Source organism: Nostoc flagelliforme FACHB-838 (genome assembly GCF_014698065.1).
GTDB classification, from domain to species: Bacteria; Cyanobacteriota; Cyanobacteriia; order Cyanobacteriales; family Nostocaceae; genus Nostoc; species Nostoc flagelliforme_B.
In genome coordinates, this window is record NZ_JACJSI010000082.1 from 1 (window position 1) to 21,608 (window position 21,608).

At 38.6% G+C, this 21,608-nt stretch carries 20 protein-coding genes; 16 read left to right on the forward strand and 4 right to left on the reverse strand.

The features are described from left to right. Positions 1 to 240 precede the first annotated feature (240 nt). The gene (locus H6G97_RS27225) at positions 241 to 1,197 is read left to right on the forward strand and encodes an MDR/zinc-dependent alcohol dehydrogenase-like family protein (RefSeq protein WP_190943699.1); all 957 of its coding nucleotides are present in this window, start codon (positions 241 to 243) and stop codon (positions 1,195 to 1,197) included. A gap of 79 nt (positions 1,198 to 1,276) precedes the next feature. On the opposite strand, the gene H6G97_RS27230 is transcribed toward H6G97_RS27225, so the two are convergent. From H6G97_RS27230 to petP, 4 genes are all read right to left on the reverse strand, one after another. After that, on the reverse strand, positions 1,277 to 1,564 hold the full coding sequence (locus tag H6G97_RS27230; protein WP_190943700.1) for a hypothetical protein: 288 nt from the start codon (positions 1,562 to 1,564) through the stop codon (positions 1,277 to 1,279). An 83-nt stretch (positions 1,565 to 1,647) separates the two neighbouring features. Next, positions 1,648 to 2,694 (reverse strand): chlorophyll synthase ChlG, encoded by a 1,047-nt coding sequence (gene chlG, locus H6G97_RS27235; protein WP_190943701.1) that lies wholly within the window; start codon positions 2,692 to 2,694, stop codon positions 1,648 to 1,650. 132 nt (positions 2,695 to 2,826) lie between these two features. Next, positions 2,827 to 3,927 (reverse strand): Get3/ArsA fold putative tail anchor-mediating ATPase NosAFP, encoded by a 1,101-nt coding sequence (locus tag H6G97_RS27240; protein WP_190943702.1) that lies wholly within the window; start codon positions 3,925 to 3,927, stop codon positions 2,827 to 2,829. A 120-nt stretch (positions 3,928 to 4,047) separates the two neighbouring features. After that, positions 4,048 to 4,239 carry a cytochrome b6f subunit PetP gene (gene petP / locus H6G97_RS27245; protein ID WP_109011400.1) on the reverse strand — a complete coding sequence of 64 codons (192 nt, stop codon included), beginning with the start codon at positions 4,237 to 4,239 and terminating at the stop codon, positions 4,048 to 4,050. Positions 4,240 to 5,092: 853 nt separating this feature from the next. Between petP and H6G97_RS27250 the strand changes: the two genes are divergently transcribed. The 15 genes from H6G97_RS27250 (at position 5,093) to rfbD (ending at position 21,551) form a co-directional block, all read left to right on the forward strand. Continuing rightward, a complete protein-coding gene (locus H6G97_RS27250; RefSeq protein ID WP_190943721.1) occupies positions 5,093 to 5,941 on the forward strand; it encodes an ABC transporter permease in 849 nt (282 codons plus the stop codon). 172 nt (positions 5,942 to 6,113) lie between these two features. Next, positions 6,114 to 7,466 carry an ABC transporter ATP-binding protein gene (locus tag H6G97_RS27255; protein ID WP_190943703.1) on the forward strand — a complete coding sequence of 451 codons (1,353 nt, stop codon included), beginning with the start codon at positions 6,114 to 6,116 and terminating at the stop codon, positions 7,464 to 7,466. Beyond that, on the forward strand, positions 7,454 to 7,969 hold the full coding sequence (locus tag H6G97_RS27260) for an acyltransferase (RefSeq protein ID WP_190943704.1): 516 nt from the start codon (positions 7,454 to 7,456) through the stop codon (positions 7,967 to 7,969). Before H6G97_RS27255 ends, H6G97_RS27260 begins: the two co-directional genes overlap by 13 nt. A 29-nt stretch (positions 7,970 to 7,998) precedes the next feature. Further along, on the forward strand, positions 7,999 to 9,543 hold the full coding sequence (locus H6G97_RS27265; protein ID WP_190943705.1) for a class I SAM-dependent methyltransferase: 1,545 nt from the start codon (positions 7,999 to 8,001) through the stop codon (positions 9,541 to 9,543). Continuing rightward, the gene (locus H6G97_RS27270) at positions 9,540 to 10,583 is read left to right on the forward strand and encodes a glycosyltransferase family 4 protein (protein WP_190943706.1); all 1,044 of its coding nucleotides are present in this window, start codon (positions 9,540 to 9,542) and stop codon (positions 10,581 to 10,583) included. The genes H6G97_RS27265 and H6G97_RS27270 overlap by 4 nt, the downstream gene beginning before the upstream one ends. Then, a complete protein-coding gene (locus H6G97_RS27275) occupies positions 10,583 to 11,884 on the forward strand; it encodes a glycosyltransferase (protein ID WP_190943707.1) in 1,302 nt (433 codons plus the stop codon). Before H6G97_RS27270 ends, H6G97_RS27275 begins: the two co-directional genes overlap by 1 nt. An 80-nt stretch (positions 11,885 to 11,964) precedes the next feature. Continuing rightward, a complete protein-coding gene (locus H6G97_RS27280; RefSeq protein WP_190943708.1) occupies positions 11,965 to 12,666 on the forward strand; it encodes a glycosyltransferase family 2 protein in 702 nt (233 codons plus the stop codon). 119 nt (positions 12,667 to 12,785) lie between these two features. Further along, positions 12,786 to 14,882, forward strand: coding sequence for a hypothetical protein (locus H6G97_RS27285; protein ID WP_190943709.1), 2,097 nt, complete (start codon positions 12,786 to 12,788; stop codon positions 14,880 to 14,882). A 36-nt stretch (positions 14,883 to 14,918) separates the two neighbouring features. Further along, positions 14,919 to 15,287 (forward strand): EamA family transporter, encoded by a 369-nt coding sequence (locus H6G97_RS27290; RefSeq protein ID WP_190943710.1) that lies wholly within the window; start codon positions 14,919 to 14,921, stop codon positions 15,285 to 15,287. Positions 15,288 to 15,444: 157 nt separating this feature from the next. Beyond that, positions 15,445 to 16,416, forward strand: coding sequence for a GDP-mannose 4,6-dehydratase (locus tag H6G97_RS27295; RefSeq protein WP_190943711.1), 972 nt, complete (start codon positions 15,445 to 15,447; stop codon positions 16,414 to 16,416). Positions 16,417 to 16,424: 8 nt separating this feature from the next. Further along, on the forward strand, positions 16,425 to 17,585 hold the full coding sequence (locus H6G97_RS27300; protein ID WP_190943712.1) for a glycosyltransferase family 4 protein: 1,161 nt from the start codon (positions 16,425 to 16,427) through the stop codon (positions 17,583 to 17,585). After that, a complete protein-coding gene (locus H6G97_RS27305; RefSeq protein ID WP_190943713.1) occupies positions 17,585 to 18,679 on the forward strand; it encodes a glycosyltransferase family 4 protein in 1,095 nt (364 codons plus the stop codon). The genes H6G97_RS27300 and H6G97_RS27305 overlap by 1 nt, the downstream gene beginning before the upstream one ends. Positions 18,680 to 18,774: 95 nt before the next feature. Beyond that, positions 18,775 to 19,851, forward strand: coding sequence for a glucose-1-phosphate thymidylyltransferase (locus tag H6G97_RS27310; RefSeq protein WP_190943714.1), 1,077 nt, complete (start codon positions 18,775 to 18,777; stop codon positions 19,849 to 19,851). Between the two features lie 225 nt (positions 19,852 to 20,076). Further along, a complete protein-coding gene (rfbC, locus tag H6G97_RS27315) occupies positions 20,077 to 20,622 on the forward strand; it encodes a dTDP-4-dehydrorhamnose 3,5-epimerase (RefSeq protein ID WP_190943715.1) in 546 nt (181 codons plus the stop codon). 38 nt (positions 20,623 to 20,660) lie between these two features. Then, positions 20,661 to 21,551 (forward strand): dTDP-4-dehydrorhamnose reductase, encoded by an 891-nt coding sequence (rfbD, locus tag H6G97_RS27320; RefSeq protein WP_190943716.1) that lies wholly within the window; start codon positions 20,661 to 20,663, stop codon positions 21,549 to 21,551. The last annotated feature ends 57 nt before the right edge of the window (positions 21,552 to 21,608 follow it).

Sequence of the window (21,608 nt, forward strand, 5' to 3'; positions counted from 1 at the left end):
ACGAGTTGGCTCTTGCTTACGCAGTAATTGATGGTGTTCAAGCTAGAGGAGAAAGAGGAAATTATAGGACACAACGTATTAAATTTAACTCTAACTACTCTGATTAAGTTTTCATTACATACTTATAAATTTTCCCGCCGACTTACTTATACAGATGTACGCCCCTATAGTCGATTCATTATGTTGTAAAGATTTTTGAAAATGATATGACGAAATATAAAGCAAAGGATATCAAGAAAAATGAAAGGACTCTGGCTTGAAAACAACCAGTTGCAACTACGGACGGATATTTCCGTTCCTGAACCGCCACAGGGAGAAGCTTTAATACGCGTCTTGCGTGCGGGTATTTGTAACACTGACCTAGAACTACTTAGAGGCTACTATCCCTACACTGGTATTTTAGGTCATGAATTTGTCGGGGTCGTTGAACAAGGGCCAGAACACCTAGTTAACCAACGCGTAGTTGGAGAGATCAACGCTGTATGTGGGCATTGCCGATTTTGTCTCAGAGGACAACCAACTCACTGCGAAAATCGTACAGTTTTGGGTATTGTCAACCGCCACGGAGCTTTTGGTGAGTATCTCTGTCTGCCGGTGGAGAATCTGCATCTAGTACCTGATAATGTACCAACAGAAGTAGCAACATTTACCGAACCCATAGCAGCAGCTTTGGAAATTCAGCAGCAACTGTCATTGCATCCAGATGATCGGGTGTTAGTGGTTGGAGATGGAAAACTAGGGCAGTTAGTAGCTCAGACATTAGCTTTAACTGGCTGTGAACTCTTAGCTGTAGGCCGTCATCGAGACAAACTAGCTAACTTAGAGGCACGGGGAATAAAAACGAGTCTAGCCGACGCTGTTACAGATGGATATTTCGATATTTCAGTTGAATGTACTGGCAATTCAGAAGGATTTGCGATCGCTCGTCGCGCCCTACGTCCCCGTGGTACGCTTGTACTGAAAAGTACTTATGCTGGCAACCTCAGCCTAGATGTTTCCTCGTTAGTAGTGCATGAAATTACCCTCATCGGCTCCCGTTGTGGCCCCTTTCCTCCAGCCCTCCAGTTACTAGCTACAGGACAAGTTGATGTGCAACCTCTCATTCATGCCAGTTACCCTCTTATTGAAGGGCTTGCGGCTTTTGAACACGCTCAAAGTCGCGGTGTTTTAAAGATATTGTTAGAGATTGGTCAATAGTCATTGGGCATTGGGCATAGTGATTCTTCTCTACTCCCCTGCTCCCCCTGATACCCATTCCCTACTCACTACTCCCTAACTAATACAGATAAGGATTTGTCTTCGGTTGATAGTCCAAACAATGAATTGCTTCTTCTGTATTGGCAATAGATGGGCGTACAGTACATTTAAGACGGTAATTATCGGTAAAAAATTGGCAACCACTACAAGGAATTTGATGCATTTGCTTGGCTGTAGCCACACTATCTCGCGCCGCCGTCCAGAGACTTAAAACAGCGAGAATTGTTACAGTCCAAGCAACGAAAAAGCAAATGGGGACTAAAAAAGATTGAATCCCATGAATGAGGAAAGATATCAGTTGAAACACGATAGGTTTTGATACAAATTAAGAGCTAGAAGTATATTAACTCCTAACTCCTCCTTCCTAACTTCTTACTATGGAAGTATCATTTAAATGCCAGCATGACCCAGCGCTAAACCTGTTACCAGCATTCCCAGAACAAGGAACGGTTGGGCGCTAGCTTGGTATTTAACATCATTCTTCACGGGGTCGCGCAAGAAATACATATCCTGCAAGGTGATTTGTGGAATTATTAACAGTATTAGTATTGTTGCATACAAATTCTCATGGATGCTGACGAGATAAGCTGCAATAAATCCTTGAAAGACATCAATCGTTACTACACAAATCCATGCCGCAGTGGTGATGCCAAACATTACGGGTAGTGACTGTAACCCTAGCTGGCGATCGCCTTCTACACTCTTGAAGTCATTGACAATGGCAATACCCAATCCAGCCAAGCTGTAAAACATTGTCAAAATGACGATTGTGGAATTGAGATCGCCAAACAAAGCGTGTCCTGTAGACCAAGGTAGGGTGATATAGCTTGCACCTAGGGCGTAGCTGCCTAGCCAACCGTTTTGCTTGAGTTTCAGGGGAGGTGCAGAATAAATATAGGCGATAAAAGAACCGATAATCGCGATCGCTGTAATTGTCGGGAATTCATGATCAGACCACACATCCAGCGCAAATGCCAAACCATAGCCAGCAATCAGTAATACCCAAATCTGAATAATTACCTGGGGTAGGGGAATTGCCCCAGAGGGAATCGGGCGATAGGGTTCATTGATGGCATCGATTTCGCGATCGTAGTAATCATTAAGGATTTGGGTGTAACCTGTCATCAATGGCCCAGCCAGCAGCATACAGGCTGCTACCTTCAACACATTTTCCAGTGTCCAAGTATAGTTACCCGAAGAAGCCGCACCACAGACTACACCCCAAATTAGGGGAATCCAGGTAATGGGCTTCATTAGCTGCAAACGAATTTTCCAAATTGAAGTTTCCCCAGATGCGGCACCTTTCATCCCCAGCAGCTGCCTAGTTTTGGCACTGCGATCGGCAGATGCCTTTGCTTGCTCATTGGGATTATTTACCACTGAGTCTAATGCCTCAGATGGGTTAGGGTCTGGGGTAATGGGAGTTGATTCTGACATAAGATTTACTGATTAATAGAGCTAGGGCATTGGGAATTGGGCATTGGGCATTGGGCATTGGGCATTGGTGATTAAGTTTCTTCCCTATTCCCCAGTCCCCAGTCTCCAGTCCCCATTCCCCATTCCCATAAATTAAAACGAAATTATCAAATAATTATTCTGAAACTTTGCTCCAGCAACAGGTCTGCCACTTAGAGCCGGGGGTAAGGGAATATTGCGCCGTTGATCTCCTGCCTCTACCGTGACTTCTGGCCCATATTGGGTAAGCTTGACTTGCTTTTTGTCAAAACCTGGCAAGAATAAGCGTACTTGACGATTGTGGATGTCTATTTCAATTGGTTTGGGAGCCTGTAAGGCTTGTGCTTCAAAGTTGGGTAGAGCGTCTATCAGTGGTTGCCAGTCACCTGTAGGCGAGTCGGGAACGACACTCACAGGTAGGGGTATAAATTCCTCTGACAGGTTGGCATTTCTCTCAGCAGACACAAGCAGAACACCACCGACAGTTAAACCAATTTGTTGAGCGCTACCCCACAAATAACGAGCATTTGCTACCTCAATGGGATCTCCTGTAGTCACTAAGAAAGCAGCGAGACGCTTGGGGTCAGCAAGAGCGGCTCTCCCCTTTTCTAAGAAATTATTGACTTGGTTAGTGGGGCCTGCAAAATTATCTGCTGTCCAGTTGATATTGAAAAAACTGCTAATCAGCGGTTGAATCAAGGGTGATTCAGTAATCGTCTTCCCCAAATCGGAGTTGACAAATAATTGCCGAAATCGCCGGATATACCAACTGAGAGATTCTGGCAAACCCAACATTCGCAACGTTAAAGAGTCACCTGTGCCATCGTAGACGATCGCATCATATTTGCCACTGGCATCATATTCGCGGATAGCGTTCAGTGCCAGGGCGTTGTCCATACCTGGTAATACCACCAGTTCTTGACCAAAAACGTCTTTGAATATGGGTGTGCGAAGATATTGCGCCTCAAGTTTCTTTACTTCATCCCAGTTGCGTTCTAGTAGTACAGATGCTTGAAACTGAACTACTTGTAATTTGGGAGCGATTTCCTGGGGGTCGGCAGCAATGGGAGTACCCAGCAGAATGGACAGTGTTGGTTCTGCTTGTCCTGCTAGGAGTACACGCTTGCCTTGACTTGCCAATAATTTGGCGGCGGCGATCGCAATTTTGGTACGAGCGGTGCCGCCTTTGCCCAAAAATGTCAATATTAGAGCCATTACTTGATTCCTATTTTCACCGCCGAGCTTTTCAATTCCAACTTAGCATTCAACAATGACTCTCAACCTGTGCTTTCAATTTCAGATGCCGAGAAAAACCCGGTTCTGAGTTCTTTACAACTACACAGGTTTGATTTCATCTTCAAAAAACCAAGTGGAAGTATTGTCGTCAAACAGCACCACTACACCAATCCCACGCCCATCGGTCACTTTGTAGCCTTGGATGATACCCACTTGTCCTAATTTTTTTACAACAGGGGCAGAGACGCGATCGCGCAAACGAAAGACTTTAACCTTTTGTCCGATTTCCATGCCTGATTACAATGCAATAAACCAAGTTTCAGTGTAGCGGAATCCGTCACTCAACGGTCACTGATTCCAGGAGAGTTCAGGAGTACTGAGTAACCCATAGATAGATCTAGGGGATTAAGGACTACAACCATCAAAATAGTCAATCCCAACATCGAATATCCCAGTTCAGACAGTCAACCATTGGCAGAATCAGACCACATCTCTAGGCAATTATCACCACCCTAGAAGTAATTAAACAATACTTAACAGGTAGGCAAGCCACACTTTTAGCAGACCAGTTTCTCGGCTATGCTCAAAGTTTTCCCATAGGACTAAGAGTGTTGGTGGAGGGGGAATTATGGGGATTTTATCGTCTAGATATGGGGGAGAAATTACTAACACTGACGGAGTTAGCTAAATAATTACAACAAGAGCGCCAACGAGCTAATAAATTAGCAGAATATTTGCGATCGCAGGGAGTTGATCCAGATAGCTTGAGTTCAGCAAAACTCGTATGCTTAACAAAGAAAGCAGCCTTGTAAACAGAAGTTATATTTGTTGTAGTAAAAATACACTTGACAATAGCCAACTTATAGTATGATTAGCAAGATAATTTGGAGACAATTTTCTAGTGATGATAGATTCTCAAAGCACTAAAGGGATTTCCAACAAATAAATTATCCAATCTTGTGGGGTAAGCCGCAAAGCCCGCTCTAACTTAAGGTGGGTAAGACCCAACCTCACAAGAAGTAGTTTTTATTTTTTTATTTGAAAGTCCCTAAAAAGGAACTTTCATAAATATGATACTTCTGTGAGAGCAATTAGGTGAGTGGGTAGTGAGTAGTGAGCGAGGAAGCAGAAATTGTTGCCGACAATGCGGGGAGTTGTACGTAAGGTAAGGAGATGGAGGGGCATCTCGTCCATAGATGAACAGTTGTGGACGAAGTTCGACTTACTGAGAACTTTAGTACGGCGGGATTTAGAGGCGCGTTACAAAGGTTCTGTTTTGGGCAACTTGTGGCCTTTGCTAAATCAGCTATCACAGCTACTGATTTATACTTATGTATTTTCCACTGTACTGAAAGTGAAGCTGACTAATCTCAATGGTTTACCAGCAAATGATTTCACCTTTGGTTTATGGCTATTTGCAGGGTTACTTCCTTGGATTGCTTTTACGGGTGGTCTAATGCAGTCTGCTAATTCGGTATTAGGACAACCAAATTTAGTCAAGAAGGTGGTGTTTCCTCTAGCTTTATTACCCCTAGTGCCAGTTTTGTCAACAATCGTTGAGAGTTCCTTTGGTTTAATGGCATTGATTTTTTTCGTGGCGGTCAATACTCATACTTTACATACTACCTTGGCGCTATTACCCTTGATTTGGCTAACGCAGTTATTGCTAACAGCAGGATTGGGCTATTTAGCCGCAGGACTAACGGTGTTTCTGCGAGATATCCCGCAGACTTTAGGAGTGATTTTAAATATTTGGTTTTATCTGACACCGCTTGTCTATCCAGCATCAGCAATTCCAGAGCAATGGCGGAGTTTGGTATTCTGGTTAAATCCAATGGCAGCGATCGCAGAAGTTTATCGTGACATAGTTTTAATTGGAGAGGTGAAGCATTGGGGTGAATGGGGAGTTGCTTCTGCGATCGCAACAATTATATTTTGTTTTGGTTTTACAGTGTACAAGCGTTTGCGTCCAGCTTTTGCAGATGTTTTATAGGCAGCTTTCATTATTAAAGTGCTTTTAAAACACGCAAATGCTAATGTTATCTATATAGTAAATAGATAGCGCTCTGATTCGATAAAAAGCCAAAATTTTAATGACGTAAATAATTTTTAATTGATAAAGTTGTAGCGTGTAAAATTCTTTAGTAGTTTCAGTATGCGGTGTTATGGGTGAGGAGATTGCAATTTCCCTGAAGAATATCTCAAAGAGCTATAAGCGTTATGCTCGTCCGGTAGATAGACTCAAAGAAATTTTACTACCTGGTAAGAGCCACGCTCAAGAGTTTTGGGCATTAAATAATATTAATTTGGATATTCCTAAAGGAGAGACACTAGGAATTATTGGTCAAAATGGTTCTGGTAAAAGTACATTGCTACAAATTATTGCTGGAACCTTGACACCAACCATAGGAGAGGTATCGGTTCATGGCAGAGTTTCAGCTTTACTAGAACTAGGTAGCGGATTTAATCCTGAATTTACAGGCAAACAAAATGTATTTTTTAATGGGCAGATTTTAGGATTAAGCCGAGCAGAAATAGAAGCAAAGTTTGACAAAATTGCTTCCTTTGCTGAAATTGGCGATTTCATGGAACAACCAGTCAAAACATACTCTAGCGGTATGTTTGTTCGTTTAGCATTTTCAGTAGCAATTAACGTTAACCCAGAAATTTTAATTGTAGATGAATCTTTAGCAGTAGGTGATGGTATCTTTGTCCATCGTTGTATGGCAAAAATTAGAGATTTTCAAGATTCCGGAGGAACAATCTTATTTGTCTCCCATGATGTAGGGTCTGTGTCACGTCTTTGCTCTAAAGCTATCTGGATTAATCAAGGAATTCTTGTAGATACTGGACAACCTGCTGAAGTTTGTAAACACTATCAAGCATGGGTGCATGAAGAAGTAAATAAAAGAACTAGCATAAATTTAGATTCAAATAAGAATGAGAATATTGCTGCTAATGAAGAAGAAATTGATTTGACTAAAATCACCATTAAAGAATCAAATCCTTTTACTAAAAAGCCGTATATGGCTTTTTATGGATTTGAACGATTTGGTACAGGACGTGCAGAAATTGAGCATATTTCTGTGTTAGATAGTCAGGGTAAGCCTATTCAGTTGGTTTATCCAGGAGATGTATTAAAAATTAGAATCACTACATTCAGACACGACAAAGTTAGAAAGCCGAATGTTGGCATAGCGCTACTGGATAGATTGAGGACTGTTTTATCAGGATGGAGTACAGAACTCTTAGATAAAAATTTTGCTAGCTACTGGCTATCTAAATCAGAAATAGGAAGAGCAACAGTTGACTTTGAGTTTATTTGGCCCCACTTAGCTGGTGGTAATTATGCCTTAGATATAGCATTTGGAGATGGAACACACGAAAATTTAGAAATGCTGGACTGGATTCAGAATGCCATAGTTATACAAGCAGCAGTTAATGATTTGGTAGAAGGAGTCTTTCAAGTATCTGGCAGAAAGATAAGACTCTATGAGGAATCACTATGTACACAATAGTTAAAAATTATTTTAAATCTAAGCTCGAAAGCTGGATTAAATTATATTTTGATATTTACCTCAAGCAATCTCTAACGCAAGGCTATTTTGATCAGCGCATCAAAGATGTAAGCTTAAAAGAATACTTGGTTTTTGGCGAACCTCAAAGACTAAAATTGTCAGAAACATGCGTTGTAAATAATGCATTATTTAACTTATCTTCTGGAAATATAGTAATCGGAGAATATGTTTTTTTTGGGCATAATGTTAGTGTAATAACTGGAACTCATGACTATAAAAATTTTGGACTAGAGAGGATGAACAATTTTCCAACAGAAGGAAATAATATTGTAGTTGAAGAAGGGGCTTGGATCGCAAGTAATGCCACCATAATTGGCCCCTGCAAAATTGGCAAGAATTCTGTAGTAGCAGCAGGTGCTGTTGTTAAATGCGATGTTCCTAGTTATCATGTTGTAGCAGGGATTCCAGCAAAAATAGTCAAACAGATAACCCCGTCAAAGTGAAATTTATATATTACTTAAAAATATAAAAAATGATTGAATCTAATGATCCGGAAATCAAGATTGATGAATTAATACAAAAAATTGTTGAGCAGGTGAGAAAAAGCCAACTTAATTCTCAGTTAGGAGATTTACAATCTAATCTAGACATATCGAAACTGAAGTTAAGTATTAGTCATATTGAAAATTTTCTGAAAAATGCAGAATCTCGTTCACTTGTACGTACAAAGTGGCCAGACAAACTTAATATATTTCCTTTTAATTTCAGTACTAAGTTACAACAATTTATTTTAAAAGTAATCAATTTTCTCTTTAAAGATCAACGAGAAGTCAATTTAAATATAATTAACTCTCTAAAAGAGTCTTTAGCACTTAATCAGCAGTTAATAAAAGAAATTGCAAGTTTAAAAACGCAAGTAGATAAAAGACTGGATGAGAGTCTAATTGCAATGGATAATCACATCCAAGGAGTAGATGAACGCTTAGTTACAGTGGATAATCGCTTTCCAGAGTTGGATGAGCGTCTAATTGCAATGGATAATCACATCCAAGGGCTAGATGATAGCTTAAATGCTATTGATATAATTTCTACCTGGCTAACTGGCATTCAAGAAAGTTTGGATACGGTAAATAGCCGAGTACAAGAAATAGATGAACAGAAAACTATTCTAGATGCTCTAGATGCTCATATTGAAAGACTAAATGAGCATTTAATTACAATAGATAGCCGTATAATTACAGCAAATACTAGTATTCAAGAAATAAATGAGCGTTACATCAGAAACGATGGATACCTTAAAAATGATCTAATGCAACAGAAGCGTCTAATAACAATGTTTATACAAGAGGCAAGGAAACGTTTACCGGAACCTTTTAGTCAAGAGCAATTAAAAACTTTTATTAATGAAGATCTACATTTTTTAGATGCTTTTTATGTTGCTTTTGAGGAGAAATTTCGAGGCAGCCGTGAAGACATTTTAAGTAGGTTAAAAGTTTATTTGCCATTGATTGAGGAAGCAAAGGTAGGCACAGATGAATCTCCAATTTTAGATGTGGGTTGTGGGCGGGGTGAATGGTTAGAACTTCTTCAAGATTCAGGATACATTACTAGGGGGTTGGATATTAACAGAGTAATGATAGAGCAGTGCCGAATCAGAGGACTAGAGGTTATAGAAGGAGATGTAATTAGCTATTTGCAATCTTTACCAGATGCTAGCTTGGGTGCAGTAACTGGTTTCCATATCATTGAACATTTAGCATTTGAGGTATTGCTAAAGTTATTTACTGAGACCATGAGAGTGCTTAAGACAGGAGGATTGGTAATTTTTGAAACACCAAATCCAGATAATATCTTAGTAGGTAGTAACACATTCTATTTAGATCCGACACATCGTAATCCACTGCCAAGTTCTATGATCGCATTTGTGGCAGAATCATTTGGTCTATCCAAAGTTACATGTATTAAGCTTCATCCTGATACTATTCAACCCAGATTAACTGGGTCAGAACTGGCTGAACGTTTCAGTGATTACTTTTATGGGCCACAAGATTATGCACTTGTAGGATTTAAACCATGAGAGTATTGATAGTTACGACTCAAGTTCCCTTTATTAGAGGAGGTGCAGAGATACTAGCAGAAGGTCTTCAAAAAGCTATATCTGCTGCCGGTCATGAGGTCGAGATAGTTGCAATTCCCTTTAAATGGTATCCTCCAGAGCGGATTCTGGATCATATGTTGGCTTGTAGATTATTAGACCTTTCAGAATGTTGTGGTCAAGCAGTAGACAAAATTATAGGTTTAAAGTTTCCTGCATACCTAATACCTCATCCTAATAAGGTTATGTGGCTTTTGCATCAGCATCGCACAGCTTATGATTTATGGCATACAAATTATTGCGATTTAATTAATTTTCCTAATGGGCCACAGGTTCGTGAAGCAATTATTAATGCTGATAATAAAGTCTTAAAAGAGTATAAATCTATCTATACTATTGCTGGAAATGTTTCCCGAAGATTAAAGAGATTTAATCAAATAAATTCTATCCCGCTTTATCACCCTCCTCAAAATTCTGAGCTTTTCTATTGTGAAGATATAAATGATTATCTGTTTTTTCCCAGTAGGCTTACAACTATTAAGCGACAGGAACTTGTAATAAAAGCCCTTGTAGAAACAAAAAATCCTGTAAAAGTATTGTTTGCAGGTAAACCAGATACAGTAAGTCATGGTGAACACTTAAAGGATTTAGCTAAAAAATTACATATAGCCAAAAGAGTAGTTTTTTTAGGTCAAATTAGTGAAGAAGAAAAAATTAGAACCTATGCAAAAAGTATAGGAGTTATTTACCCACCTTTAGATGAAGACTATGGTTATGTCACCCTGGAAGCAATGCTAGCTTCTAAACCAGTTATTACTTGTATGGATTCAGGAGGTTCTTTAGAATTTGTCCGTCATGAAGAAACGGGTTTATTTGCTGAACCTAATTCTAAATCTCTTGCCGCAGCTATGGATCAATTATGGGAAAATCGTTCTTGGGCACAAGCTCTTGGTAAAGCAGGACGAGATTATTATCATAGCCTTAACATTTCATGGTCTACAGTTGTTCAAAAGCTAGTTTGATGAAAATTAACTGGTTTTCCCCATTATCACCTGCAAAGTCCGGTATTGCTGAGTATACATCTCAATTGATTCCTACTTTGCAAAAATATGCTGAAATTGTTCTGTGGACAGATCAACAGCATTGGATTTCATCTTTGGAAAAGTACGCCACAGTCCGCCATTATGATTTGGATAATACTCCTTGGGTTGAAATTAACCAAGCGGATTTAAATGTATATAACATAGGCAATAATTCAGACTTTCACTTTGCAATATGGCAGATTAGCTGTCAATGTCCAGGTTTAGTTGTTTTACATGATGTTAGATTACAGCACTTTTTTGCTAGCATCTATCTACATCGAGAACAAAAGTCGAATCGAGATGCTTATTTATTTCAGATGAAAAAATATTATGGTTTTCAGGGTGAGCAAGCGGTCGTGAAATTTTCGAGTGGTAATATTTCAACTGAGTATATGGCTGAACTTTATCCGCTAACATTTTTAGCTTTAGAGAATGCAGTCGGAGTTGTCACACACACAAAAGCGGATTTCCAAACTATTAAGCAAGAGAAGCGATGGTTTGTCGGCTATGCGCCATTACCATACATGAGTGAATGGAAAGCAAATTCACAAAGTAAAAAGAAAAAAGCACCTTATCGCTTAATAGTATTTGGCTATCTTGGTCCAAACCGTGGGTTAGATTTTTTGTTTAATGCACTATCTAGTTTTTCTGAAAAAAATCAGTTTTTCTTAGATATATATGGGCAAGTTTGGAATAAAAATTATATTGAGCAACAAATTAAATTATTAGGACTTAGTAATATAGTAAAAATACATGGTTTTGTTGCGGATGCTGAGTTAGACTTGGCTTTACAAAATGCTAATTTGGCCATTAATTTACGCTATCCGACTATGGGAGAAGCATCACTGAGTCAACTTCGGATTTGGAGTCACGCACTTCCTAGTCTAGTTACACAGGTTGGTTGGTATGCAGAACAATCGGAAGACACTGTTGCATTTGTGCGTCCAAATTATGAAATTGACGATATCCAAAAGCACCTCAAAAGTTTTTTGGCGAATCCCAAATACTTCACAAAAATGGGAAAAAATGGGCAGAAAATTTTACGACAGGAACATAACCCAGAAATTTATGCTCAGGCGATCGTGAGTTTTGGGCAAAAGATTCAAAGGTATAGACGTAGTGTAGCAGCATATCAATTGATAGACCAAGTAGGAGAAGAACTAAGTAATTGGATGGATTACAAAACATTAGATATACAAATAGAAAAAATTGCTCAAGCAATACACTTTATTAGTAATTAATTCTCTATTTTATAAATTTCATTCTAAATAGTTTTAGATAAACATTTTTGGACTGATGATTAGGAGGAGTTAATTATTGTATGAGGCTATCTGTTGTTATTCCTTGTTACAACGAGTTGGGAACTATTAGCAAAGTTGTAGAAGCTGTCAAAGCATCGCCTGTGAAAGATTGTGAAATTATTATAGTAGATGATTGTTCAATAGATGGCACGAGAGAGTTACTTAAATTAAAAGTAGAGTCACAGGTAGACCAAGTAATTTACCATCATAAAAACAGAGGTAAAGGTGCAGCTTTAAGAACTGGTTTTGCTGCGGCTACTGGAGATATTGTTATAGTTCAAGACGCGGACTTGGAGTACGATCCGCAAGAATATCCCTTATTGATTGGGCCGATTATTGATAATAGAGCTGATGTAGTTTTCGGTTCTCGTTTCCAAGGTGATAGACCTCACAGAGTGGTCTACTATTGGCACAGAGTGGGCAATGGATTCTTAACAATGTTGTCTAATATGTTTACAAATATAAATCTAACAGATATGGAAACGTGTTATAAGGCTTTTCGACGTGAAGTTATTCAATCTATCAAAATAGAAGAAAATCGGTTTGGATTTGAACCTGAAATTACAGCCAAGGTTGCGAAACTTGGCTGTCGTATTTATGAGGTTGGCATATCTTATTATGGTCGAACTTATAAAGAAGGTAAAAAAATAGGTTGGAAAGATGGAGTTAGAGCTATTCATTGTATATTAAAATACAATCTATTTAAAAAAAAATTATGTTGACAAGATATCTAAATAAATAATTTTATTTACCTAGTAATGTAATATGAGGTGAATATTTTTATGCTGGTTTATTAAAATTAGCAATTTAAAAAATCATGCTTTTAGTGATTTAATAAACAATGAATAAAAATCTAAAAATATTTTCTATTCCTGCACTCTACACCATTGTTTGTGTTGTAGGAATTCTTATAGCATTTTATCCAACAATCCTCAGTAGATTCGCTCTAATACAAACAGATCCTGGGGATACTAGACTAAACAATTACTTTTTAGAGCATTCTTTTCAATTATTGATAAATAAAGACTATGCAGGTGGTTTATGGTCGCCAGCTTTTTTTTATCCTTACAAAAATGTTCTGGCTTTCTCAGACAATCTATTTGGGTCTGCTCCTATATATTGGTTATTTAGACTATTTTTGTCAGCAGATTTTGCCTTTCAAATATGGATGATTGCTGTTTGTATTTTTTCTTTTGCTAGCTTTGCACTTTTAATGCGGAGATATCAGGTAAGACATTTATTGAGCGCTTTAGGAGCTTTACTGTTCGCCTTCAGTATGCCTAGAATTAATCAAATTGGGCATCAGCAATTACTACCCCAGTTTTTTACACCTCTAGCTTTTCTTGTAGGGTGGGAATTTTTTCTGCAACCAACTCGAAAAAAGATAACATTGTTTTTGCTGCTAATTTATCTACAAGTACTTGCCGGAATTTACTTAGGTTGGTTTTTACTATTTAGTTTACCTATATTTTTTGCTATAGCTTACAAATTAGCTCCAGCATCAGTCCGCCATAATCTTTTATCATACTGTCGAGTCGATTACAAGGCAACGATCGCAATTATTTTAGTATGGGCAGCAACAATGTTTGTTACCCTACTTCCATATTTGGAAGCCAAGTCAGATTTAGGGAAAAGATCATACTCAGAAGTAGATACAATGCTTCCCAGAATTTCTTCTTGGTTTGCAGTTGCTCCTGGTAGTCTTTGGGCACCTTTACTTTCCTGGGTTTCTAAAAGCTTACCGATGCCATGGCCAGGAGAACATCGGATATTTGCTGGGGTCATAATGTTTTTATTAATAGGAGTTTCTGTATATACACTATTTAAATCGTATGATATATTAACTGTTCAAAGAGCATTACTTGTAAAAGTATGCTTTTTTGTCTTTATTGCTTTGTTTTTTTTGCCACTACGCCTACCTTTTGGGATATCACTTTGGAGAATAATTTATGAAGTTGTACCTGGAGCCTCTGTAATCAGGGCAGTTACTAGAATATGGTCAGTTGCATATTTTTATTTATTGGTTGCTGGAATATTATGTTTTGATTCCTTATTACAATCAACAGTAATTATCAAGCGTCGTCTTTTCAAGTTAGTTATAGTAAGTATATTTTGCCTAATAGGTATATCAGAGCAGCTTATATTCAATTTACCTAACTACGAAAAAGCTCCATTACTGAAAGAAACTACAGAAATTAGCAGTTTAATGAAACAAGGCTGTAACGTTGCATATTTATCTTCATCTTCAAACGTTAAAAAGCCTTTTTATATAGATCAGTTAACAGCGATGGGGGCTGGAATCGAAGCAAACATTCCAGTTGTAAACGGTTATTCTTCTGCTCCTCCACCTAACTATGGTGATATAGGAGAACCCTTAAGCATACCTCAAGTGCTAAATTGGTTAAGTTTTTTTAATAAAAATATTTCTGGTAAATTATGTGTTATATTTCCAAAATCATTAGAACAAAAAGATAGTTTTCTTGCTACATTAGCACTTCAAAAAAACACGATCGTATCCAGTAATTTTATTTCTTACAGAATTCAATTGCCAATAGAACAAATATTTCAACAGGAAATTAAAGTTTTTGACTATCCAAAAATTATGGTAATTAATTTGCAAAATAAAGTACCAATTATAGTAAAAAACACAAGTAACTTTTTATGGTCTAATAAAGGAAATAAACCAACTAATCTTTCTTATAAATGGATAGGGATAGACTCTCAAGGGAAGCCAACTAATATTGAGGGGAATCGAACTCAACTGCCTTTTGATGTAGCTCCTGGAGAGTCGCTAGCAATTAATGCAGTTATCAAACCACCTACTATACCAGGAAAATATACTCTCATTTTAACAATGGTGCAAGAAACGGTTGCTTGGTTTAGCGATAAGCAATCTTCGTATCCTAAAATCGATGTAACTGTTAGATCAGATTCTTAATTGTTCATTTAGCTAAATGAGTGTGAGGAAAATGGCATGAACCTACAAGAATTTGCTTTACTGCTAATGTCTGTTGCTACAAGTGTAGGCGGGCAATTTTTCTTAAAATTGGGGGCATTGAAATTGGTAAAAGTCAATTCAGCTAATGCCCTGAATAATATTATCAGTATCGGTACTACACCGGAATTATTAACTGGATTAAGTTGTTATGGTTTAGGTGCTATTGCATATATTCTCCTTCTCACCAGAGTTAATTTAAGTATTGCTGCTCCATCTATTTCTTTAGTTTATGTTTTTTCAGTCATTTTAGGTTACTTTATTTTCAGGGAAACAATTCCCTTAACCCGTCTGGTAGGTTTGAGTTTTATTGTAGGTGGAGTTATTTTAGTAGTTTGGCAAAAATAAAACAATAAAAAGACAAAATTACTATCTTAATATTTAGCCTATTTTACTATTGAGTATTTTATGCTTTATTTTAAAACAAAGTTTTGGAGTTTAACTTATAGTTTGGTATAAGTACTGAAGAACCTTTTAAACTTTAGTTTTTTAAAAATAGGCTTATATGACTAAAAAAGCTCTAATTACCGGCTTAACTGGACAAGATGGCTCTTATCTTGCTGAACTACTATTAACCAAAGGCTATCAAGTCTTCGGCTTAGTCCGCCGCTCAAGTTCCAGTAATCTTGAGCGCGTCAATCACCTTTCTGGCGATATCCAAATCCTTTCTGGTGATCTTTTAGATCAGTCATCATTAATGGATGTGATTACAGAAGCTCAACCTGACGAGATTTATAATCTCGCCTCTCAAAGCTACGTTCCTCTGTCTTGGACACAACCTGCTCTCACTGCTGAATATACAGCTCTTGGTGTCTCCCGTCTCTTAGAATCTATTCGTCGCTGCAAACCAGATGCCAGATTCTATCAAGCATCCAGTAGTGAAGTTTTTGGTCAACCTGATGAATCGCCTCAAACTGAACGCACCGCCTTTCGTCCGCGCAACCCTTACGGTGTTGCCAAAGCATACGCTCATTGGATGACTGTCAACTATCGGCAGAAATACAACCTTTACAACTGCTGCGGTATTACTTATACTCACGAATCGCCTCGACGTGGGACAGAATTTGTATTTCGCAAAATCACGCACGCAGCTGCCCAAATTAAACTAGGTTTGGCAAATGAACTAAAATTAGGCAATCTAGATGCCCGTCGTGATTGGTGCTATGCCAAGGATGCTGTTTACGCTATGTGGTTGATGTTGCAGCAAGCACAACCTGATGACTATATCATTGCTAGTGGTGAAACTCACTCTGTCAGAGAACTCGTTGAGTGTGCTTTTAACAGCGTTGGTCTAAACTGGCAAGATTATGTCTCAGTTGACCCTGCTTTTTATCGCTCTGATGAACCTGTGCAGTTAGTTGGTTCCATTAATAAAATTAAGATGGAGCTAGGTTGGCAGCCTCAGCATTCTTTTGAGCAATTGGTTGAGTTAATGGTTGATTATGATCTAAAAAAATTGAGCAACGGCGGAGCTTAAATATTCTAATGCTAAAAGTTGTAGTTGATGCCACCCCAGTGGATTTAAAACCTAGTGGGGTTGGCTTTTATATTGCTAATTTGATATGCGCTCTTGATGTATTACAAAAAGAGGAAAATTTTCAGTTAGGAGTAGTTTATCAACCAGGGTTAAAAAATTGGCTTCGGGGTGACTTCATTTTTCCTGAATGCTTTAAAAATTCTTCTCAACAGTATCTCTTGCCTTTACCTGTAAGAGTCTCAGATTTATTATTAGCTTTAGCTTTTAAACCTAGTTTATCTTACTTGGAAAAATATTTTGGTTCTCCGGATATATTACATGGTACAAATTACTCAGTTTATCCCTGTCAAAATAGTTTAAAGGTAATGAATATATACGATCTAACTTTTATTAAATATCCTAACTATACAGATTCAGTCGTAAAAACATATACAAAAAGGGTAAAGCGATGTTTACAGTGGACAGATTTAGTTTTAACAATTTCAGAAAGCTCTAAAAAAGATATTATTGAATATTTGAAAGTAGACCCCAAAAAAGTTTATGTCACACCTTTAGCTAGTCGCTACTATTTTAATTACTTGTCTGAGGAAATTGCCCAAAGCCTAGAAAAGCAAGCTAATTATGATTTTTCCAAACCATATCTACTTTTTGTCAGCACAATAGAGCCAAGAAAAAATATTAATACTATAATTACAGCTTTTAATTTTTTAAAAGAAAAGTACAAAATTGAACATCAACTAATATTGATTGGTAAAAAAGGATGGAATTACGAACCAATATTTACCGCTATTGAAAATTCCCCTTGGGCAAACCAAATTCATCATCTTGATTATTTATCTAATGAATTAGTCGCATTATTTTACTCAAAAGCTGATGTTTTCGTTTACCCATCTTATTATGAAGGTTTTGGTCTTCCTGTGTTAGAAGCAATGACGCTAGGTGCTCCTGTGATCAGTTCCAATACTTCCTCAATTCCAGAAGTTACAGGAGATGCAGCTATATTAATTGATCCCAAAGACCCTATTCAACTAGCTGAAGCTATTATAAAAGTAATTAGTGATTCTCATTTACGCCAAACATTAGTTAATAAAGGTAAAGAAAGATCGCAATTATTTTCTTGGGAAAAAACAGCTAAAGAAACATTAAAAGCTTATAGAAAACTTATTTAATGAAAATAGTCAATAATGCAGACTCTAATCAGTTAATTATTAACTTATCGATTCTTTTCTCTCAACCAACAGGCATAAGCAACTATGCTAAAAATCTTTTCCCTTATTTAAAATCCCTTAATCCTACTTTACTCAGCGCTCAAAATTATCCTGAATTTAATTGCTATCCAGTTTCAGACAATCTGAGTCCTGCTCAAGGTACAAAGGGGCATTTTGACCGACTTGTTTGGACGCAATTTAAACTTCCGGAAATTTATAAACAGCTAAAATCTCAGTTGTTATTTTCTCCACTCCCAGAAGCACCCCTTTATACCAACTGTCGTTTTGTTGTAATGTATCATGACTCAATACCGTTGCGTTTTCCTAAACGTTTCTCACCGTTGACTCCGTATCATCGTTACTACGTTCCTGAAGTACTTAAGCGATCGCAGCATATCATCTGTAACTCCCAAGCTACAGCCAAGGATATTATCGACTTTTACCAAATTCCCGCTAGCAAAATTACTGCGATTCCTTTAGCGCACGATCGCACTCACTTCCATCATCTCAACCTCCCCACCAGCAACTACTTTCTCTACATTGGCCGCCAAGACCCATACAAAAACATCCAGCGACTTATCAGTGCTTTTGCGGCGTTACCTAACTGCAAAGACTATGAACTATGGTTAGTAGGGCCAATTGATTCGCGTTACACCCCGACTTTAAAAGTGCAAGTTGCAGAATTGGGTGTAACTAATCAGGTAAAGTTTCTAGACTATGTACCCTATAGCGAATTGCCAAAAATCATCAATCAAGCGATCGCTCTCGTTTTCCCCAGTCTCTGGGAAGGTTTTGGTTTACCCGTTCTTGAAGCGATGGCTTGTGGTACTCCCGTCATTACTTCCAATCTCTCTTCCCTACCAGAGGTTGCTGGCGATGCGGCGATTTTGATTAATCCCTACAACACCGGAGAAATTACAGAGGCTATGTACGCTATTGCTACTGATTCAGAATTGCGATCGCGCCTTTCTACTCAGGGTATCGCTCACTCTCAACAATTTAGTTGGGAAAAAACAGGAAAAGCAACCGTCGAAGTTTTATCCCCTTACATATAAAAGATAAACTAACGTCAGAAATTAGATGCCAGGATTTGGGATTTTGTCCAGGTTTCAGATTATCTTGACTAATGACTAATTAATCCAAAATCCTTATGAAAGCACTAATTCTCTCTGGCGGGAAAGGTACACGTCTACGTCCCCTCACTTATAGCGGAGCAAAACAACTCGTACCCGTTGCTAATAAACCTGTTTTATGGTATGGCATTGAAGAAATGGTCGCTGCTGGTATTACTGATATTGGCATCATCATCAGCCCGGAAACTGGGGCAGAAGTCCAAGGAAAAACCGGAAATGGAGAATATTTTGGAGCAAACATCACCTATATCGTACAAGATAAGCCACTCGGACTTGCTCACGCTGTCCAAGTTGCTCGTCCCTTTTTAGGAGATTCTCCTTTTGTCATGTACTTGGGTGATAACCTGATTCAACTAGGTGAGTTACGTTACTTTCTGCAACAATTTAGCCAACAACAGCCAGATGCTCTGATTCTCTTACGTTCAGTTGCTAATCCTAGCGCTTTTGGTGTGGCTGAGGTCGATGAAACAGGACGGGTATTACAGTTGATTGAAAAACCCAAAGTTCCTCCTTCAAATCTGGCATTGGTAGGGGTTTATTTCTTTTCTCACCTGATTTATGATGCGATCGCAAATATCCGACCCTCCAATAGAGGCGAACTGGAAATAACTGATGCCATTCAATACCTCATTAATCAAGAAAAGCAAGTTTTAGCATACAACCTCAAAGGTTGGTGGTTAGATACTGGTAAGAAAGATGACTTATTAGAAGCTAACCGATTAATTCTCGACACTTATTCAATGGCATCAGTTATCGGCGAAGTTGATGCTCAAAGTCAGATTAGTGGACGAGTCCAAATTGGTGCTAAATCTAAAGTAATTAACTGCACAATTCGGGGGCCAGTAGCCATCGGTAGCAATTGTCATTTAGAAAACTGCTTTATTGGCCCTTATAGTAGCATTGCTAATAATGTGACACTCATTGATACCGATTTAGAACACAGTGTGATTTTAGAAGGTGCTAAAATCGCCGGAATTCATCAGCGAATTATTGATAGTGTCATTGGACAACGAGCACAATTGATTCTTGCACCCCGTCGTCCCAAAGCCTTGCGATTTATGATTGGCGATGACTGTCAAATTGAACTAACGTGATTTACTTCTTAAAAACAGGATGAGCCATTGTCAAAGGTTGAACACAGTGCCTGTAAAATATAAATGCTATAGCGACGGTTCTCGTTTACGTGAAGTACACCGTAGGGGCACGGCACTGCCGTGCCCTTACACCTAGCGATATAATGTTGTACCGCATTTAAGTGGGAATTGCTATAAGTTCATTTAACAATCAGAACACTGCGGCACATCCTACTAATAATATTAATGAGCATTCTACACACCAAAATTCCCGAAGTTATACAACTTGAACCCCAAGTATTTGCAGACGATCGCGGGTTCTTTTTTGAAGCCTACAACGACCGAAAATTTGCCCAAGAGACTGGTATTGTTACTAACTTCGTTCAAGATAACCACTCTTGCTCCAAACAAAACGTCCTGCGGGGATTGCACTACCAAATCCAACAACCCCAAGGTAAACTTGTCCGAGCTATTGTTGGCACTATCTTTGACGTAGCCGTAGATATTAGAAAAGGTTCGACTACTTTCGGGAAGTGGGCGGGTTATGAACTCAGTGCTGAGAACAAACGCTTACTGTGGATACCACCAGGCTTTGCTCATGGCTTCCTCGTGCTTTCAGAAATAGCAGAAGTTCTCTACAAAGCTACAGATTACTACGCACCCCAAGGCGATCGCACAATTCTATGGAACGATCCAGATTTGGCGATAGATTGGCCTCTGAGTGCGCCACCGATTTTATCAGCTAAAGACCAAGCAGGTAAACCTTTGAAAACTGCTGAAATATTTGATTAACTACTTTCAAATTGAAGTAAGTTCCATAATTAATCAGAATGAGTAAATCAATTCTGCTGATTGGTAGCAATGGTCAAGTGGGTAAGGAACTGCAACAAATCCTCCCATCATACGGCAATGTTATCTCAGTAGCACGCCCAACAGTAGACCTTGCCCAACCCGATACCCTCCGCAACCTGATCAGATCAAAACAGCCGCAAGTCATCATTAATGCTGCTGCTTACACTGCTGTAGACAAAGCAGAAAGTGAATCCGAACTTGCGATCGCTATTAATGCGACTGCCCCCCTAATTATTGCCCAAGAAAGCCAAAAATTAGGAGCTTTTCTCATTCATATTTCGACCGATTATGTTTTTGATGGCAATGGCTGTAGCCCTTACCAGGAAACCGACACGACTAATCCATTGAGTGTCTATGGTAAAACTAAACTCGCTGGAGAAGAAGCTATTCGGGAAACTTGCGCCCATCACCTCATCCTCCGTACTGCTTGGGTTTATGGAACCTTTGGCAAAAGTAACTTTGTCAAAACCATGCTGCGATTAGGTGCAGAACGCCAAGAACTCCGTGTTGTCGCCGATCAAATTGGTAGCCCAACTTGGGCGCAAGATATAGCCGCAGTTATAGCCCAGACAATTCCCCAGCTAACTCCAGAAATTAGCGGTACTTATCACTACACTAATAGCGGCGTTGCTAGCTGGTATGATTTTGCAATCGCCATTTTTGAAGAGGCACAACAGCTAGGCTTCCCTTTGAAAGTTAAAAGTATTGTTCCCATTACAACTGCCGAATATCCAACACCAGCGCGTCGCCCTGCTTACTCTGTTCTTGCTTGTAGAAAAATTTCAGCAATTATAGGCACTTATCCACCCCATTGGCGACAAAGACTTCGACAAATGCTTGCAGATTTTAAAATTGGGAATGGGGCATAGGGCATTGGGTATTGGGCATGGTTCTTTTCCTTGTCCCCCTCGTCTCCCTAGTCCCCA

What these genes read in the sequence shown, in the direction of transcription:
- H6G97_RS27295 (WP_190943711.1), top strand. Translation starts at nt 15,445, where the DNA reads ATGACTAAAAAAGCTCTAATTACCGGCTTAACTGGACAAGATGGCTCT.
- H6G97_RS27280 (WP_190943708.1), top strand. Translation starts at nt 11,965, where the DNA reads ATGAGGCTATCTGTTGTTATTCCTTGTTACAACGAGTTGGGAACTATT.
- H6G97_RS27285 (WP_190943709.1), top strand. Translation starts at nt 12,786, where the DNA reads ATGAATAAAAATCTAAAAATATTTTCTATTCCTGCACTCTACACCATT.
- H6G97_RS27240 (WP_190943702.1), bottom strand. Translation starts at nt 3,927, where the DNA reads ATGGCTCTAATATTGACATTTTTGGGCAAAGGCGGCACCGCTCGTACC.
- chlG (WP_190943701.1), bottom strand. Translation starts at nt 2,694, where the DNA reads ATGTCAGAATCAACTCCCATTACCCCAGACCCTAACCCATCTGAGGCA.
- H6G97_RS27260 (WP_190943704.1), top strand. Translation starts at nt 7,454, where the DNA reads ATGTACACAATAGTTAAAAATTATTTTAAATCTAAGCTCGAAAGCTGG.
- rfbD (WP_190943716.1), top strand. Translation starts at nt 20,661, where the DNA reads ATGAGTAAATCAATTCTGCTGATTGGTAGCAATGGTCAAGTGGGTAAG.
- petP (WP_109011400.1), bottom strand. Translation starts at nt 4,239, where the DNA reads ATGGAAATCGGACAAAAGGTTAAAGTCTTTCGTTTGCGCGATCGCGTC.
- rfbC (WP_190943715.1), top strand. Translation starts at nt 20,077, where the DNA reads ATGAGCATTCTACACACCAAAATTCCCGAAGTTATACAACTTGAACCC.
- H6G97_RS27290 (WP_190943710.1), top strand. Translation starts at nt 14,919, where the DNA reads ATGAACCTACAAGAATTTGCTTTACTGCTAATGTCTGTTGCTACAAGT.
- H6G97_RS27225 (WP_190943699.1), top strand. Translation starts at nt 241, where the DNA reads ATGAAAGGACTCTGGCTTGAAAACAACCAGTTGCAACTACGGACGGAT.
- H6G97_RS27300 (WP_190943712.1), top strand. Translation starts at nt 16,425, where the DNA reads ATGCTAAAAGTTGTAGTTGATGCCACCCCAGTGGATTTAAAACCTAGT.
- H6G97_RS27310 (WP_190943714.1), top strand. Translation starts at nt 18,775, where the DNA reads ATGAAAGCACTAATTCTCTCTGGCGGGAAAGGTACACGTCTACGTCCC.
- H6G97_RS27255 (WP_190943703.1), top strand. Translation starts at nt 6,114, where the DNA reads ATGGGTGAGGAGATTGCAATTTCCCTGAAGAATATCTCAAAGAGCTAT.
- H6G97_RS27270 (WP_190943706.1), top strand. Translation starts at nt 9,540, where the DNA reads ATGAGAGTATTGATAGTTACGACTCAAGTTCCCTTTATTAGAGGAGGT.
- H6G97_RS27250 (WP_190943721.1), top strand. Translation starts at nt 5,093, where the DNA reads ATGCGGGGAGTTGTACGTAAGGTAAGGAGATGGAGGGGCATCTCGTCC.
- H6G97_RS27265 (WP_190943705.1), top strand. Translation starts at nt 7,999, where the DNA reads ATGATTGAATCTAATGATCCGGAAATCAAGATTGATGAATTAATACAA.
- H6G97_RS27305 (WP_190943713.1), top strand. Translation starts at nt 17,585, where the DNA reads ATGAAAATAGTCAATAATGCAGACTCTAATCAGTTAATTATTAACTTA.
- H6G97_RS27275 (WP_190943707.1), top strand. Translation starts at nt 10,583, where the DNA reads ATGAAAATTAACTGGTTTTCCCCATTATCACCTGCAAAGTCCGGTATT.